The sequence below is a fragment of the Pseudomonas sp. P5_109 genome (genome assembly GCF_034009455.1).
GTDB lineage: Bacteria > Pseudomonadota > Gammaproteobacteria > Pseudomonadales > Pseudomonadaceae > Aquipseudomonas.
Genome location: NZ_CP125380.1, coordinates 5,526,007 through 5,539,438, shown reverse-complemented (window position 1 = coordinate 5,539,438; position 13,432 = coordinate 5,526,007). Strand labels below are relative to the sequence as shown.

General features: G+C 58.7%; 16 protein-coding genes and 1 pseudogene. 11 read left to right on the top strand and 6 right to left on the bottom strand.

The annotated features are described in order from the left end of the window. Positions 1-186 precede the first annotated feature (186 nt). Positions 187-564: a hypothetical protein gene (locus QMK54_RS24550; RefSeq protein ID WP_110659627.1), complete on the bottom strand. Its 378-nt coding sequence runs from the start codon at positions 562-564 to the stop codon at positions 187-189. Between the two features lie 202 nt (positions 565-766). Here QMK54_RS24550 and QMK54_RS24545 point away from each other — a divergent pair, with 202 nt between their 5' ends. The 3 genes from QMK54_RS24545 (at position 767) to def (ending at position 2,637) form a co-directional block, all read left to right on the top strand. Beyond that, the gene (locus QMK54_RS24545) at positions 767-958 is read left to right on the top strand and encodes a CsbD family protein (RefSeq protein WP_110659626.1); all 192 of its coding nucleotides are present in this window, start codon (positions 767-769) and stop codon (positions 956-958) included. 177 nt (positions 959-1,135) lie between these two features. Further along, positions 1,136-2,095: a YihY/virulence factor BrkB family protein gene (locus QMK54_RS24540; protein WP_110659625.1), complete on the top strand. Its 960-nt coding sequence runs from the start codon at positions 1,136-1,138 to the stop codon at positions 2,093-2,095. Positions 2,096-2,097: 2 nt separating this feature from the next. Further along, the gene (def, locus tag QMK54_RS24535; protein ID WP_110659624.1) at positions 2,098-2,637 is read left to right on the top strand and encodes a peptide deformylase; all 540 of its coding nucleotides are present in this window, start codon (positions 2,098-2,100) and stop codon (positions 2,635-2,637) included. Positions 2,638-2,754: 117 nt separating this feature from the next. Here the strand turns inward: def and QMK54_RS24530 are convergent, their stop codons facing one another. Continuing rightward, the gene (locus QMK54_RS24530) at positions 2,755-3,168 is read right to left on the bottom strand and encodes a GNAT family N-acetyltransferase (RefSeq protein WP_223589315.1); all 414 of its coding nucleotides are present in this window, start codon (positions 3,166-3,168) and stop codon (positions 2,755-2,757) included. A gap of 328 nt (positions 3,169-3,496) precedes the next feature. On the opposite strand from QMK54_RS24530, the gene QMK54_RS24525 reads away from it, so the two are divergent. The 4 genes from QMK54_RS24525 (at position 3,497) to QMK54_RS24510 (ending at position 7,110) form a co-directional block, all read left to right on the top strand. After that, entirely contained in the window at positions 3,497-4,438 is a 942-nt protein-coding gene (locus QMK54_RS24525; protein ID WP_320401484.1) for a fatty acid desaturase, read from the top strand. A gap of 139 nt (positions 4,439-4,577) precedes the next feature. Next, positions 4,578-5,369 carry a phosphate/phosphite/phosphonate ABC transporter substrate-binding protein gene (locus QMK54_RS24520; RefSeq protein WP_110659621.1) on the top strand — a complete coding sequence of 264 codons (792 nt, stop codon included), beginning with the start codon at positions 4,578-4,580 and terminating at the stop codon, positions 5,367-5,369. A 182-nt stretch (positions 5,370-5,551) separates the two neighbouring features. Then, positions 5,552-6,100, top strand: coding sequence for a sigma-70 family RNA polymerase sigma factor (locus tag QMK54_RS24515; RefSeq protein WP_320401483.1), 549 nt, complete (start codon positions 5,552-5,554; stop codon positions 6,098-6,100). Further along, complete coding sequence (locus QMK54_RS24510; protein WP_102675437.1) at positions 6,097-7,110, top strand: ABC transporter substrate-binding protein; 1,014 nt, start codon at positions 6,097-6,099, stop codon at positions 7,108-7,110. The genes QMK54_RS24515 and QMK54_RS24510 overlap by 4 nt, the downstream gene beginning before the upstream one ends. 114 nt (positions 7,111-7,224) lie before the next feature. Here the strand turns inward: QMK54_RS24510 and gstA are convergent, their stop codons facing one another. Next, a complete protein-coding gene (gene gstA, locus QMK54_RS24505; RefSeq protein ID WP_320401482.1) occupies positions 7,225-7,827 on the bottom strand; it encodes a glutathione transferase GstA in 603 nt (200 codons plus the stop codon). A 99-nt stretch (positions 7,828-7,926) separates the two neighbouring features. Between gstA and QMK54_RS24500 the strand changes: the two genes are divergently transcribed. The 3 genes and pseudogenes from QMK54_RS24500 to QMK54_RS31290 all read left to right on the top strand — a co-directional run bounded on the left by QMK54_RS24500 (position 7,927) and on the right by QMK54_RS31290 (position 10,534). Further along, positions 7,927-8,799, top strand: coding sequence for a LysR family transcriptional regulator (locus QMK54_RS24500; RefSeq protein WP_320401481.1), 873 nt, complete (start codon positions 7,927-7,929; stop codon positions 8,797-8,799). A 415-nt stretch (positions 8,800-9,214) separates the two neighbouring features. Further along, positions 9,215-9,988 (top strand): annotated as a pseudogene (locus QMK54_RS31295) (PAS domain-containing protein); the annotation flags it as partial. A gap of 6 nt (positions 9,989-9,994) precedes the next feature. Then, complete coding sequence (locus tag QMK54_RS31290; RefSeq protein ID WP_413787377.1) at positions 9,995-10,534, top strand: methyl-accepting chemotaxis protein; 540 nt, start codon at positions 9,995-9,997, stop codon at positions 10,532-10,534. A 169-nt stretch (positions 10,535-10,703) separates the two neighbouring features. On the opposite strand, the gene QMK54_RS24490 is transcribed toward QMK54_RS31290, so the two are convergent. The 3 genes from QMK54_RS24490 to QMK54_RS24480 form a co-directional block, all read right to left on the bottom strand. Next, positions 10,704-11,249: a hypothetical protein gene (locus QMK54_RS24490; RefSeq protein WP_320402945.1), complete on the bottom strand. Its 546-nt coding sequence runs from the start codon at positions 11,247-11,249 to the stop codon at positions 10,704-10,706. A gap of 148 nt (positions 11,250-11,397) precedes the next feature. Next, positions 11,398-12,036 (bottom strand): glutathione S-transferase, encoded by a 639-nt coding sequence (locus QMK54_RS24485; RefSeq protein ID WP_320401479.1) that lies wholly within the window; start codon positions 12,034-12,036, stop codon positions 11,398-11,400. Between the two features lie 125 nt (positions 12,037-12,161). Beyond that, positions 12,162-12,656, bottom strand: coding sequence for a hypothetical protein (locus tag QMK54_RS24480; protein ID WP_320401478.1), 495 nt, complete (start codon positions 12,654-12,656; stop codon positions 12,162-12,164). 425 nt (positions 12,657-13,081) lie between these two features. Between QMK54_RS24480 and QMK54_RS24475 the strand changes: the two genes are divergently transcribed. Then, complete coding sequence (locus tag QMK54_RS24475) at positions 13,082-13,330, top strand: DUF6124 family protein (protein WP_007974480.1); 249 nt, start codon at positions 13,082-13,084, stop codon at positions 13,328-13,330. The last annotated feature ends 102 nt before the right edge of the window (positions 13,331-13,432 follow it).

Sequence of the window (13,432 nt, the reverse complement as noted above, 5' to 3'; positions counted from 1 at the left end):
GGGGCTTTTTGTTGGTGCAGACTTTTGGCGAAGGGGCTTTTGTGGCGAGGGGGCTTGCCCCCGTTCGGCGGCGTAGCCGTCGCAAATCAGATGAGCGCGGTGTGTCTGACAAATCTCGGTTGCAGGTTTTGGGGCCGCTTCGCAGCCCAACGGAGGCAAGCCCCCTCGCCACAAGGGTTCTGTGTATTACAAGCGAAACGGCGCGAAGTTGACGTTGGTGCCCGCCGGGCGCATGTCCTGCAGGAAGGAGTCCTTGTCAGCGCTCAGTTCCAGGCTCAATGCCGCCTTGCGCTTGCCTTCATTGCGCACCACCAGGCCTTCGAGCTTCTCGCGCAGGAACACGGTCGGCACTTTCAGGTGCAGCAACTCGTCGGTGGCCGGCGAGTGCATCAGCAGGTGAATCCACTCGTACTGACCGATGGCCAGGCGCGTCACCGGGAGGTCGAACCACCAGATGTTGCGGTTGCGGTTCAGTTCGGCGAAGTGGCAGTTGTTGACGCCAAGCACAGCACCGCCGAGTTCCTGGTTTCTGCGGGCAATGGCCTGCTTTTTATCGAGTTTCATAACATTCCTACGGGATTGGATCTTCAGCGCCATGGCCTGAATGTGTTGCGCATTCTCAGGGGTTGGCCCGCAAACATAAAGCGCAACCTGCACTGAGCGATGAAATGTCGCGGTGAAAATAAATGAAACTCCCTGCAAAAGCCCCCGGTCAACCTTGTGTAACGACTTTTCTTCCCATTGAAATGTTCACCGGAGAATCACCATGGGCAGCACAAGCGATAAAGTCAAAGGCATGGCCAATGAAGCCGCCGGCAACGTCAAACAGGGCGTCGGCAAAGCCACCGGCAACGATAAACTGCGTGCCGAAGGCGTGATGCAGGAACGCAAAGGCGAGGCCCAGCAAGCGGTCGGCAAGGCCAAGGATGCGCTCAAGAAAGGTATCGACAAGGCGTGATCCGGCCTTTAATGAAAACAGCAAGCGGCCATCTTCAGATGGCCGTTTTTGTGTCAGCCTGAACTTGCGCATTGAAATTGTTTCAAAGTCGCCAACTGGGCTACCTTGATGAAAGAAAACGGCCCCTGAGTCGCCACGACTTCAACCCAAATCCGTATGCGGCGAATGGAGACGCGAATGATTTTTCCGGACATGAGAGGCTTGCCCCTGCACCGTGTGATGATGCGCACGGTCACCGAGTTCATCGACGACGAGATGTCGACCTATGCCTCGGCGCTGGCCTATCAAATGCTGTTTTCGCTGTTTCCTTTCATTCTGTTCCTGATTGCCCTGATCGGCTTCCTGCACCTGCCGGATTTCTTCTCCTGGCTGCGCCTGCAATCGGAACTCGTATTGCCGCCCCAGGCGTTGGAGCAGGTCAACCCGGTGATCGACCAGTTGCAGCAGTCCAAGGGTGGCTTGCTCTCGGTGGGTATCGTGATTGCGCTGTACACCGCCTCGGCGGGTGTGCGGCTGATGATGAGCGCGATGAACGCGGCCTACGACGTGGTTGAAGGGCGCCCGCTGTGGAAACGCTTTCCGTTGTCGATTATCTACACCGTCGGCATTGCCGGCATGCTGCTGATTGCGGCGGCGCTGATGGTGCTCGGTCCGCAAGTGATGGGCTGGATCGCCTCGCAGGTCGGGCTTGAGGATTTCATCGTCACCTTATGGACCATCGTGCGCTGGCCGGTGATCGTGATTCTGTTGATGGTCGCGGTGGCGTTGATCTACTACGTCATGCCCGACGTCAAACAGGAGTTTCGCTTCATTACCCCCGGTTCGGTGCTGGCGGTGGTGGTGTGGATCATTGCCTCCCTGGGCTTCGGTCTGTACGTCAAGGAGTTCGCCAACTACAACGCCATGTATGGCAGTATCGGTGCGATCATCGTGCTGTTGCTGTACTTCTACATTTCCGCCGCGGTGCTGCTGCTGGGCGCGGAGATGAACGCGGTGATCGAACACATGTCGCGAGAGGGCAAGGACCCGGGCGAAAAAGTTGCCGGCGAGCATGGTCCCGTCCATGAGGAAAAACACCACGTTTCGGGACTGGGCCGTGATCATTCACAACCCAAACCAACCATTGATGAAACCTGATCATGATTCGTGAAATTCTGAAAATGGGCGATGAGCGCCTGCTGCGCATTGCCCCGCCGGTGCCGGCCGAAATGTTCGACAGCCCCGAACTGTGGCAACTGATCGATGACATGTTCCAGACCATGGAAAGTGTGGGGGGCGTTGGCCTGGCTGCACCGCAGATCGGCGTCGACCTGCAACTGGTGATCTTCGGTTTCGAGCACAGCGAGCGTTATCCGGATGCCGAAGCCGTACCGCAGACGATCCTGATCAATCCGTTGATCACACCGTTGAGCCCGACCCTGGAAGAGGGTTTTGAAGGCTGTTTGTCCGTACCCGGCCTGCGCGGCGCGGTGCAGCGTTACCAGCAGATTCGCTACGAAGGCGTCGACCCCAAGGGTGATCCCATCGTACGCATTGCCTCGGGGTTCCACGCACGGGTGGTGCAGCATGAGTGTGATCACCTGATCGGCCGCCTGTACCCGTCGCGCATCACCGACTTCAGCAAGTTTGGCTTCACCGAGGTGATGTTCCCGGACCTGGACCCCAACGCGGACGATTAAATCGCCGCTAAAGCTGTGGGAGCGGGCTTGCTCGCGAAGAGGCCCGGTCAGTCAATATTGCTGGCGACTGATACACCGTCCTCGCGAGCAAGCCCGCTCCCACATGTTTGATCCCGGTTACTTCGGCTCCAACCCCATCGCAATCATCGGCTTGCTGCGCGCATATCGACTCAAGCGTTCAACCATCGCGTAAGGCATCGGCGGATCGACCGTAAACCCGCGACGCTCATAAAACCCGCGCAAGTCCGGATGACAGAACAACCACACCGGCTGTTCGCAATCCTTCACCGCGGCCGCAATCAACCCGGCGGCAATCCCTTGTTCGCGACACTCGGGATCGACAAACAACCCGGTCAGCCAATGCCCGCCGGAGACCGGACGCAAACACAGCGCGGCAACAATCCGGTCACGCCGGGCCACCCACAACTGCGCGTCGCGCACGGCTTTCATCGATGATTGGTGAGCGCGGTAGAACTTGTTCATCAAGGGCCATAACGGCTCGTCGAGCAGGGCGTATCGGGTGTCGGACATGGTCTTGGGCTGTCGGTGTGCAAAACGGGCGATTATAAAAGAACACGCGCTGCGGGATAGGTGTATACCTGATCTCACATCCCCTCGAGTGGAGTACGCATCATGTCCAAAGGTATGGATTCAAAGAAATCGGCGAAAAAAAAACCGGTGAAAACCGCCATTGAAAAACGCGCGGACAAGAAGGCCAAGAAGGTTGGTGTGTTCGGTCACTGATCCCGCGTTGATTGATCGCTCCCATGCAACATGGGAGCGATCCTCCCGAAAATAATCTGCAGGATTTCCCAAGGCCATTGCACAGAAGGGGACTGGTCCCAATCTGAGCAACGCCATGCCCCTTTATTTCGATAGCGCCCACCAAGAAGAAATCGAAACCCTGCGCCGACGCTTCACCGCCCGTACCGAATGGCCGACCTGGTTGCTGTTGATCGGTGTGTATGGCGGCTGGTTTGGCATCGTGTTGAGCAGCCATCGGCTAGGTTTGTGGTGGAGCACGCTGTTGCTGATTCCATTGCTGGTGCTGTGGTTGTCCGTGCAACACGAACTGCTGCACGGTCATCCCACGCGCCGGACAACCCTGAACAAGATCCTTGGTTACGCGCCGTTTGCCGTCTGGTATCCGTACACCCTGTATCGCGATAGCCATTTGCTGCATCACCGTGACGAAGACCTGACTGTCCCCGGTCGCGATCCGGAGAGCCGCTATCTGAGCGCCGGGCAATGGCAGGGCAGTTCACTGTGGGTGCGCAGCCTGCACTGGCTGAACAAGACCGTGCTCGGCCGCTTTGCCCTGGGTGCACCGCTGGCCTTGCTGGCGCTGGCCGGTGAAGAGTTGCAACGATTGAAAGCAGGTAATCGCCAGGCCTGGCTGATGTGGCTGAGCCACGGTTCGCTGACGCTGTTGATGCTGCTGTTCATCGCGCACTTCAGCGTGTTTGCAGTCTGGCATTACCTGTTTTTGATCAGCGTGCCAGCGCTGTCGATCGCCATGATCCGCTCCTACTATGAACATCGACCCCATGCCGCGCCGGAGCAACGAACCGTGCTCAATGAAGCCGCCTGGCCGTGGCGCTGGCTGTTCCTGAACCTCAATTTCCACCTGGTGCATCACGAGTTGCCGGGCTTGCCCTGGTACGACTTGCCCCGCGCTTACCGGGCCCGCCGCGAGCAATGGCTGGCGCGCAGTGGCGGGTTTTTGGTGCAGGGTTATGGACAGTTGTGGCGTGAACATGGCGTCAAAGCCATCGACAGCCCGAGGCATCCGTTTCACTGATTTGCTAACAAAACAATCCCTGTGGGAGCGGGCTTGCTCGCGAAGGCGTCGTCTCTGCCAGCATCAACCTAGGATCACACACCGCATTCGCGAGCAAGCCCGCTCCCACATTGGATCTACGCTGCTTTGGAACATTTTTATGACCCAACACATCGCCGAACTACAGATGTACGTCGCCCCCGAGCTGATTCACCAGGCCAACGAACGTTGGCTGGCGCGAATCCTCGAACATCTGGGCGAAACCCGCCGTGATGCCGCAGGCCTGTCACTGCCGGACCAGTGGCTGTCGCCGCACTTGCTGCTCACACAAACCTGCGGTTATCCGCTGATGACGGCATTGCGCGGCAAGGTCCGGGTACTGGGGCGCCCTCGGTATGAGCTGCCGGACAGCAGTGGCGGCAATCATTGCAGCCTGATTCTGGGACGGACCGACGATTCGCGCCGAACCCTGGCGGATTTTCGAGGCAGCCGGGGCGTGATCAATGGCGAGGACTCCAACAGCGGCATGAATTTGCTGCGCCACCGGTTGGCGTCGTTGCAGCGTGACGGGCGATTTTTTGCTGAGGTCGGCATCAGCGGCAGTCATCGCGAAAGCCTGCGTTGGTTGCGCCAACGCCTTACCGATCTGGCGGCCATCGACAGCGTGACCTTTGCCTATCTGGCGCGCCACGTCGCAGAGGAAGTGGCTGGTTTGCGGGTGATTGAGCGCAGTGCCTTGAGCCCGACCTTGCCTTACATCACGGCAGCCACCGTCAGCGATCAGCAGGCTGAAGCGCTATTGCAGGTGATGAATCAGGCGTTGCGCGAATTGCCTGACGTCGCCGAAACCCTCGGTCTGCCAGAGGTGCTGCCGGCTAGCGAAAGCGACTATCAGGTGGTGCTCGATTATCAGCGTGAAGCCGAGGTGTTGGGGTATGGGCATTTGCGATAGGGCGCAAATGTTGGGTCGACAGGTCCATTTTTCGCGGGCAAGCCCGCTCCTACAGGTATAGCTAAACTATCCAATTGGAATATAAAAATAAGTTTTAAGTATTATTAATGAATAAGGCTCCTTGCTAGGATCCGCCTCACCGGACCACCGGACATTCAGCGACCCCTAACCCAGGAGCCCCTATGTCCGGCGCCGATATTCTTCATCGCAAACACGTGGACGGACTGTTCCGCGCCCACTACCACTGGCTCTGCACGCGCCTGCGCCAGTCCTTGAACGATGCCGCCGGTGTCGAAGACATTGCCTGCGAAACCTTCGTGCAACTGCTCGAAGCCCCTGGGCTGACGGCCATCCGCGAACCCCGTGCCTTGCTCACCACCATCGCCCAACGCCTGCTCTATCAGCGCTGGCGTCGAGCTGATCTGGAGCGCCGGTATCTTCAGCAACTGCAACAGGCCGAGCCGATCCACGCCGATTCGCCGGAGCAGCTGGCGCAGTTGTCCCAGATCCTGACCCGTGTCGATCGCAGCCTTCAGCGCCTGCCCGGGAAAGTCCGCTCGACCTTCCTGCTGTCGCGGATCGACGGCCTGACCTATGCGCAAATTGCCGCTGCGCTGGGCATCTCGCTGCGTTCAGTCAGCGACTACATGACCCGTTCCCAGGCCCTGTGCGACCGGCACAGCGCCAATCAATCCCTGAACCGTCCACTCCAGAACAAGAGGTCCGCATGAGATCGATCAAAACCCTGCTCGGCAGTTCGTTGCTGGCCCTGAGCCTGTTGTCCCACCCGGCATCGGCCACGGAAAAAGCCGCCCCCATTCACTTCGGCGACATCACTTGGGAAAGCGGCAGTTTGATCACCGAAATCCTGCGCCTGATCGTTGAGAAGGGTTACGGCTACCCGACCGACACGCTGCCGGGCAGCACCGTCAGCCTGGAAGCGGCGCTGGCGAAAAACGATATCCAGGTCATCGGTGAAGAGTGGGCCGGACGCAGCCCAGCCTGGGTCAAGGCAGCGGCGGAGGGCAAGGTGTTTGGCCTCGGCGATACGGTCAAAGGCGCCACCGAAGGCTGGTGGGTGCCGGAGTACGTGATCAAGGGCGATCCGGAGCGCGGCATCAAGCCGTTGGCCCCGGAGTTGAAATCCGTTGCCGATCTGGCGAAGTACAAGGACGTGTTCCGTGACCCCGAAGACCCGAGCCGCGGACGCTTCCTCAACAGCCCGACCGGCTGGACCTCGGAAATCGTCAACAGCCAGAAACTCAAGGCCTATGACCTGACCGCCAGCTACGTCAACTTCCGCACCGGCTCCGGTGCCGCGCTGGATGCCGAGGTGGCGTCGTCGATTCGCCGTGGCAAGCCGGTGCTGTTCTACTACTGGTCGCCGACACCGCTGCTGGGGCGGTTCAAACTGGTGAAACTCGACGAGCCGCCGTTCGACGCCGAAGCCTGGAAAACCCTGGCCGATGCCAACAACCCGAACCCCAAGGGCACGCGCTCGATGCCGGCGAGCCTGGCCATCGGTGTATCGGCACCGTTCAAGGCGCAATATCCTGACCTGGTGACGTTCTTTGAAAAGGTCGATTTGCCGATTGATCTGTTGAACCAGACCTTGGGCCAGATGAGTGAAAAGCGCCAGAAACCCCGGGAAGTCGCCGAAGCCTTTTTGCGTGAGCAACCGCAGGTGTGGAAGGGCTGGGTGCCGGGGGAGGTGGCTACCAGGGTGAGTGCAAGCTTGTAGTACTTTCTGACGTTTCTGTGGTGCTTGAACTGCCGTCTTCGCGAGCAAGCCCGCTCCCACATGAGTTCTTTACCGTCCTGTGGGAGCGGGCTTGCTCGCGAATAATCTTCAGTCTTACGCCAATTCGGCGGCCAACGCCGCCTTCACCGCCGGCCGCTGATCCACCCTCGCTTGAAACCCTGCCAACGCCGGCCACCCATTCAAATCAATCTCAAACAACCTCGCCCAACGCAACACCGTAAACAAGTACGCATCCGCAACACTGAACCCGCCCACCATCAAAAAATCCTGCCGCTCCAACGTCTGGTTCAACACCGCAAAACGCTTGAACAGCTTCTCCTTGATCAACGTTTTCACTTCATCCGGGAAGCGGCTGTTGAACAGCCACCCGAGCCCGCCATGAATCTCCGTTGAAATGAAATTCAAACACTCCTGCAACCGTACCCGCTCGAAGGTCCCCTGGGCTGCGGCCAGTTTCGCTTGCGGCTGCAGATCCGCCAGGTATTGCAGGATCGCCGGGCCTTCGGTCAGCAGCTCGCCGTTCTCCAGTTGCAAGGCAGCGACGTAACCCTTGGGGTTGATGGCGAGAAAGTCGTCGCCGTCGGCGGTGGTTTTGGTGATGTTGTCGACGCGGATCAATTGGAAGGGCAGTTCCAGTTCGCGCAATACGATATGCGCTGCGAGCGAGCATGCTTGGGGGGCGTAATACAGCTTCATGGGGCGGGCTCTGGTTGTGGGTTTACGCCAGTGTCATAGTGCTCGGCACCCTCGGTAAAATTAATCTTTCAGAAAACTGCCATAAGGAAAGCTACTGCCATGATGAACCTGATGCACTGGCGAATGGTGGTGGCCGTGGCGGACACCGGCAACATCACCCGCGCCGCCGAACGGGTCGGCATGACCCAGTCAGGCGCCAGCCAGGCCCTGGCCTTGATCGAGGAAACCCTGGGCGTGCAGTTGTTCAGCCGGGAGAATCGCCAGACGTTGCCGACAGCCATCGGCCTGCCGGTCATCGAGCAGGCACGGACCATGCTCGGTGCGCTGGAAGCCATTCGCAGCACCGTCGAGGCCGCAAAAGGTATTCAACGCGGGACGATTCGCCTGGCCAGTTTTCCCATGGTACTGGCGACCTTTCTGCCGCCGTTGCTGCGTCAGTTCAACAGGCTCTACCCCGGCATCGAGGTGGTCGCCCTGGAAGTCAGCGATGACGAAGTGGAAACCCTGCTCGGCGCAGGGTTGGTGGATGTCGGCGTGGTGCTCAATCCATCCGCCGAGCGCAAGGCCAGTCCATTGGGACGCGATGCGTGGATGGCGGTATTGCCCGGCGGCCACCCGCTGGCGCGGCGCTCCCATGAAGAAGGCGTGTCCCTCGCCGAGTTGGCGGCGCAACCCTTTGTATTGGCCACGGGCGGTTGTTCGACCAATGCACGAAGCCTGGCTGCCGATGCGGGCCTGCAACTGCAGGATGTGCGCGTCGAGGTCCGTGAATGGAGCAGTGCGTTCACCCTGGTGCGGGAAAACATCGGCGTGAGCCTGGTGCCGGAAATGACATTGCCGGGTAATCGCCAGGGTTTGCGTGTGGTGCCGGTGTTGCCGAGGATCGAGCGCGAGTTTGCCTTGGTGGTCGCGGCGAACAAACCAACGTCGGCGGCAGTGCAGGCGCTGCTGGACATGCTCGACGAACGGTAACCCCCCAACCAGCTGCTGAACCGTTTTTGTCCTCAATGCTGGCCGACTAGTGGCCTTGCAAGCCCAAGGTTGCTGTCTATGATCAGATGTAACTAACCATGTCGGCCGTGATGAGGCGGTCGATGTCTTGGCGAAAGAGTGCGCAATCGAAGGCACCCACAGTTGATGACAAGGAGCTTTGCGCTAAATGGAGTTTGTTGTGAATCTGTTAGGGCTGGCCCGCATGCGGGCTATCAAGAGAAGGATGTCTTGATGAGCGTGTCGCTATAAGGACCCTCCGATTGATCATCATTTATCACCTGACTAGTCCTTCTTTTTGGAGGGATGCGTGTGCCTGTTCCACGGAACGTAGTGGTGGATGTGAAAGACCTGCAACTTTCATCAATCAAAAAACCGCGCTGAAGGTGATACAACAATGTTCAACCTACATCACAAGGCTGACCTGCTGGAAATCGAACGCTTCAGCTGTGCGCTGACAGAGGCCAACGCCAAGTTGGCGGCGGTCAGTCGTTCAATGGCGATGATTGAATTCACCCCGGACGGCATCGTCATCGATGCCAACGAAAACTTTTGCAGTGCCATGGGTTATAGCGCCGACGAAGTGCGCGGCAAGCATCACCGGGTCTTTTGTGAAGAGCAGTATTACCGCAGCGATGACTACACCAAGTTGTGGCGCGACCTGGCGCGGGGCGAGCCGGTGAGCGGGACCTTTTTGCGCTTGCATAAAAGCGGCCGGGAGATCTGGCTCGAAGCCAGCTACATGCCGGTGCTAGGTCCCGACCGACAAGTTAAAAGCGTGATCAAGGTCGCCACCGACATCACCGCCCGGGTCAACAAGGAGCACGAAAACGAAAGCCGGCTCGCCGCGATCGGCCGCTCCATGGCCGTGATTGAATTCACCCCGGACGGCAAGGTCATCAGCGCCAACGAAAACTTCCTGAAAACCATGCAGTACTCGCTCAACGAAGTGGTGGGGCAGCATCACAGCCTGTTCTGCCACCGTGTCGAAGCCGAGTCCCAGAATTACCGGAATTTCTGGGCGTCGCTCAACCGCGGCGAATATCACTCCCATCGTTTCGAGCGCAGAAACAAACAGGGACAGACCATATTCCTTGAAGCGTCCTACAACCCGTTGTTCGACGCCAAGGGCCGATTGTACAAAGTGGTCAAGTTTGCCAGCGACATCACTCACCAGATGACCACCCTGCAAACCGCCGCTGAATCGGCCCACAGCACCTCGGTGCAAAACGACGTCTGTGCACGCAAGGGTTCCGAGGTGGTGCAGCAGACGGTGCAGATCATCCAGGACATTTCCAAAGACCTGAACGAAGCGGCGCTGAGCATCGATGCCGTGAGCAAGCAGTCCGACATCATCGGCACCATCGTGCAGACCATCCGTGGCATTGCCGATCAGACCAACCTGCTGGCGCTCAACGCCGCGATCGAGGCGGCCCGCGCTGGCGAGCACGGGCGCGGATTCGCGGTAGTGGCCGATGAAGTGCGCAGCCTAGCGGCACGCACCAGTCAGGCGACGCTGGAAATTGTCGAGGTGGTGCGCAAGAACCACGACTTGTCGCTGAGTGCGGTGTCGAGCATGCAATCGAGTCTGAGCCGGACCGGCCTCGGCGTGGAACTGGCGAACGAGGCAGGGGAGGTGATCCTGGAGATCCAGCAGGGCTCGCGCCACGTGGTGGACGCGATCAGCCAGTTCAACTCGACGTTGCAACTGAACTAAGCAGGGCAACTTGTAGGAGCGAGCTTGCTCGCGATGGTCGATAACGATAACGCGTGTTTTCTGGCTAAACGCAGCGCTCTTGTATCCATCGCGAGCAAGCTCGCTCCTACATGAAATGAGCAAATGAGAAAGGGTCCCGGTAGAGGGACCTTTTTTTATTGCGCAATGGTTAGAGCGAGGCGAGGAACTTGTCGACCACCTGGGGACTGCCTTTTTCGCTGCTGCTGTCTTTATCGGCTTGCGCCAATTGCATTTTGTCTTTCATGCGATCGGCAATCTCTTGAGCGACCGCCTGTTGTTTCTCCGGCGGCATGGCTTTCAAGTCTTCTTCGGTAATGCCCATCTCTTTCAGAATACTGTCACGCAGGCGCTGTTCAGGCGTTTTGCTCATGTAGTCCTTGAACTCGGCGGTGGCCGAGCCTTCGTTGAGCTTGGTGGAGTCTGTCGCTTGCAGGTTCACGCGGGTCTTGGCGAACGCTTCGTCGACGTTGTCGCTGATCTTGCTCGCCTCGCCGACCTGCTGCGTGGCGATCTGGGTGGCGGAGTCCTGCACCTGTTTGGTGGCTGTGGTTTGCGCCTGCACATTGTTTTGCATGGCCTGGGCGATGACCGCCTGCATGCCGCCCTGAAGACCGGCGGCGGCATCGGCGGATGGCTCGTCACCGGGACGCTTGGGGAGTGGGGTCACCAAGGATTGTTTTGCACTGACCAACATGATGAAGAGACCTTGTGGGTAATGGCGATACCTGGTCTGAGCAAATAGCGTGCCTCGTCGATTAAAATCAACAAAATCAAATAGTTGAGTTAATGGTGGCAGAGAGGTTTCGGTCACCGGTTGCCGCTGGGCGGCAACCTGCGGCCATTCAAGGCAAGCCGTTGCAGCCGTGCTTGAGGAAACCCGGACGCTGCGCCAGGCGCTGGAAATACTCATCGACGGCGGGGTAGTCCGGGCGCTCGATCGGGGTCATCAGCCAGCGATTGACCGACAAACCGATGACCACATCGGCCAGGGTAAATCGTGGCCCGGCGACATACGCCTTGGTGGTTGCGAGTTGATGTTCGAGAATGCCCATCTTCTGGTTCCAGCCACGGGTACCGACCTCGAGGCTATGCGCGTCCTGGAACTCCGGGTCCTTGCGCACCAGTGCCATGAACGGGTATCTCCAGGACGGATTGAGCTCGGTGGCTTGCCAATCCATCCACTGCTCCACCCGGGCGCGGGTGGCCGGGTCGGTTGGCAGCAAATCGGCATGATGGTGATGGTGTTTGCCGACCAGGTAGCGGCAGATGGTATTGGACTCCCACAACACTCCGGCTTCATCGATGATTACGGGCACTTGGGCGTTGGGGTTGAGCCTGAGAAACTCGGGGCTGTGGGTCGAGGCAAAGCCACTGCCCCAGTCCTCGCGTTCAAAGGACAGGCCCAGTTCCTCGCAGGTCCACAGAACCTTGCGGACGTTGATCGACGAGGCTTTACCCAGGATCTTCAGTGTGTGTTCCATTGAGCTACTCCGTTAGCGAATTGGTGCGCTACGGGAATCTAACAGCGTGCCCACCAGAGGGCGACATTCGTTGCTCTAAAAGGTTAGTTGAAATCCGCTCGCCGCGTTCGGCTCTTGATTGGACTTCAGGCGCTCGGCCGAACCTGGTTGCCCGGCACCAGGTGGGTCCAGATCGGGGTCGAACAGGCACTGGGAATGTATGGATGGAGGGCAGGTTGCTTGAGGATCCAGCCCTGAAGCTGTTGGTCGATGTATACCGGGGTTGGCTCGATACACTCGCCTTTGGGGGCAACCTTGGCTTGATCCACAGATACAAACAGTGGGCCGGGCAGATCAAACACCGTCTGGGAATGGCTTAAAACCCCCGTGTCCTTGCGGGCGAAACAGTTGTTCCTGCGTCCGCTCAGGTCGGTTGTCATGATCCCGGCTTCTTCCAGGTTCGCATGCCAAACATTCATGACAACGGCTGGCCCCTCGGCTTTCGGGTGCAAGGCGAGGCAACTTTTGATTGCCGGCATGAAACGCGGATCACTTAGAAACTGCGTCCAGTCGTTCGGCTGCGAAGCTTGCGCCTGAATCGTTTGGCCGAGCAAGAAGGTCAGGAAAATCGCTTTGCGCACAGGAATATCCGCGAGAAAAAAGTTTGCGGATTCTGCACTCGACGCTCGGGTCGCGGAGGGTAAAAGATGTTTCGAAATGCTGTGTAGGAATGGTCTGAGGCAATCGGCTTCAGGGGCGTTCCGCGGGCTACGATTTCTTGCACCCTTGCCTACAACTACGCCAGAATCCGCCGACTTGTGCGCCTGGTATCCGGACTCTATCGTTCCGTGTCGCTGTAAATTCAGCGATCGGGTCTAGCAGCCCGGATACTTTAGGCGCATAGCGTCCACCATTCGTGATCAGTTCATGTTATGGCGGCTGTGCGTGGGAAGACCTTCGGGTCTACCGGGTTCTAGAGTCCTGGTCTGCTAGCCCGCGCACGGCTGCCACCTTATTTTCGTCTAGCAGCGAATCGTGGCAGCTCCACCACTCTAGGAGCATTGCCATGTTCAAACCCACGCCGAACCCCCCACGCAATCCCAGCCCAATGTTCTCCATCTCACCTGGCATCAATAACGAAACGCTGCTGGCGCACGCCTGCGAATCACTGGCCTCGGCGAGTGTGATGACCAATGACTTTGCTACGTTTCTGGAAGGCAGCCAGCGCAATACGGCACTGGCGATCGCACAGATCATCATGCTGGCCGAGCTGGCGGTGAACCGGGTGCTGGATAACCTTGATCCGCAGGATTAAACACGGAGCGGGGGTGAGAGGCTTTCCCTGTGGCGAGGGGGCTTGCCCCCGTTGGGTTGCGAAGCAACCCCCAAAAAACAGACGCCGCAGTCATACAGGTAT

Coding starts and splice junctions, on each gene's coding strand:
- QMK54_RS24550 (WP_110659627.1), bottom strand. CDS start 564: ATGAAACTCGATAAAAAGCAGGCCATTGCCCGCAGAAACCAGGAACTC.
- QMK54_RS24525 (WP_320401484.1), top strand. CDS start 3,497: ATGCCCCTTTATTTCGATAGCGCCCACCAAGAAGAAATCGAAACCCTG.
- QMK54_RS24520 (WP_110659621.1), top strand. CDS start 4,578: ATGACCCAACACATCGCCGAACTACAGATGTACGTCGCCCCCGAGCTG.
- QMK54_RS31290 (WP_413787377.1), top strand. CDS start 9,995: ATGACCACCCTGCAAACCGCCGCTGAATCGGCCCACAGCACCTCGGTG.
- QMK54_RS24510 (WP_102675437.1), top strand. CDS start 6,097: ATGAGATCGATCAAAACCCTGCTCGGCAGTTCGTTGCTGGCCCTGAGC.
- QMK54_RS24500 (WP_320401481.1), top strand. CDS start 7,927: ATGATGAACCTGATGCACTGGCGAATGGTGGTGGCCGTGGCGGACACC.
- QMK54_RS24545 (WP_110659626.1), top strand. CDS start 767: ATGGGCAGCACAAGCGATAAAGTCAAAGGCATGGCCAATGAAGCCGCC.
- QMK54_RS24485 (WP_320401479.1), bottom strand. CDS start 12,036: ATGGAACACACACTGAAGATCCTGGGTAAAGCCTCGTCGATCAACGTC.
- def (WP_110659624.1), top strand. CDS start 2,098: ATGATTCGTGAAATTCTGAAAATGGGCGATGAGCGCCTGCTGCGCATT.
- QMK54_RS24530 (WP_223589315.1), bottom strand. CDS start 3,168: ATGTCCGACACCCGATACGCCCTGCTCGACGAGCCGTTATGGCCCTTG.
- QMK54_RS24475 (WP_007974480.1), top strand. CDS start 13,082: ATGTTCAAACCCACGCCGAACCCCCCACGCAATCCCAGCCCAATGTTC.
- gstA (WP_320401482.1), bottom strand. CDS start 7,827: ATGAAGCTGTATTACGCCCCCCAAGCATGCTCGCTCGCAGCGCATATC.
- QMK54_RS24540 (WP_110659625.1), top strand. CDS start 1,136: ATGATTTTTCCGGACATGAGAGGCTTGCCCCTGCACCGTGTGATGATG.
- QMK54_RS24515 (WP_320401483.1), top strand. CDS start 5,552: ATGTCCGGCGCCGATATTCTTCATCGCAAACACGTGGACGGACTGTTC.
- QMK54_RS24490 (WP_320402945.1), bottom strand. CDS start 11,249: ATGTTGGTCAGTGCAAAACAATCCTTGGTGACCCCACTCCCCAAGCGT.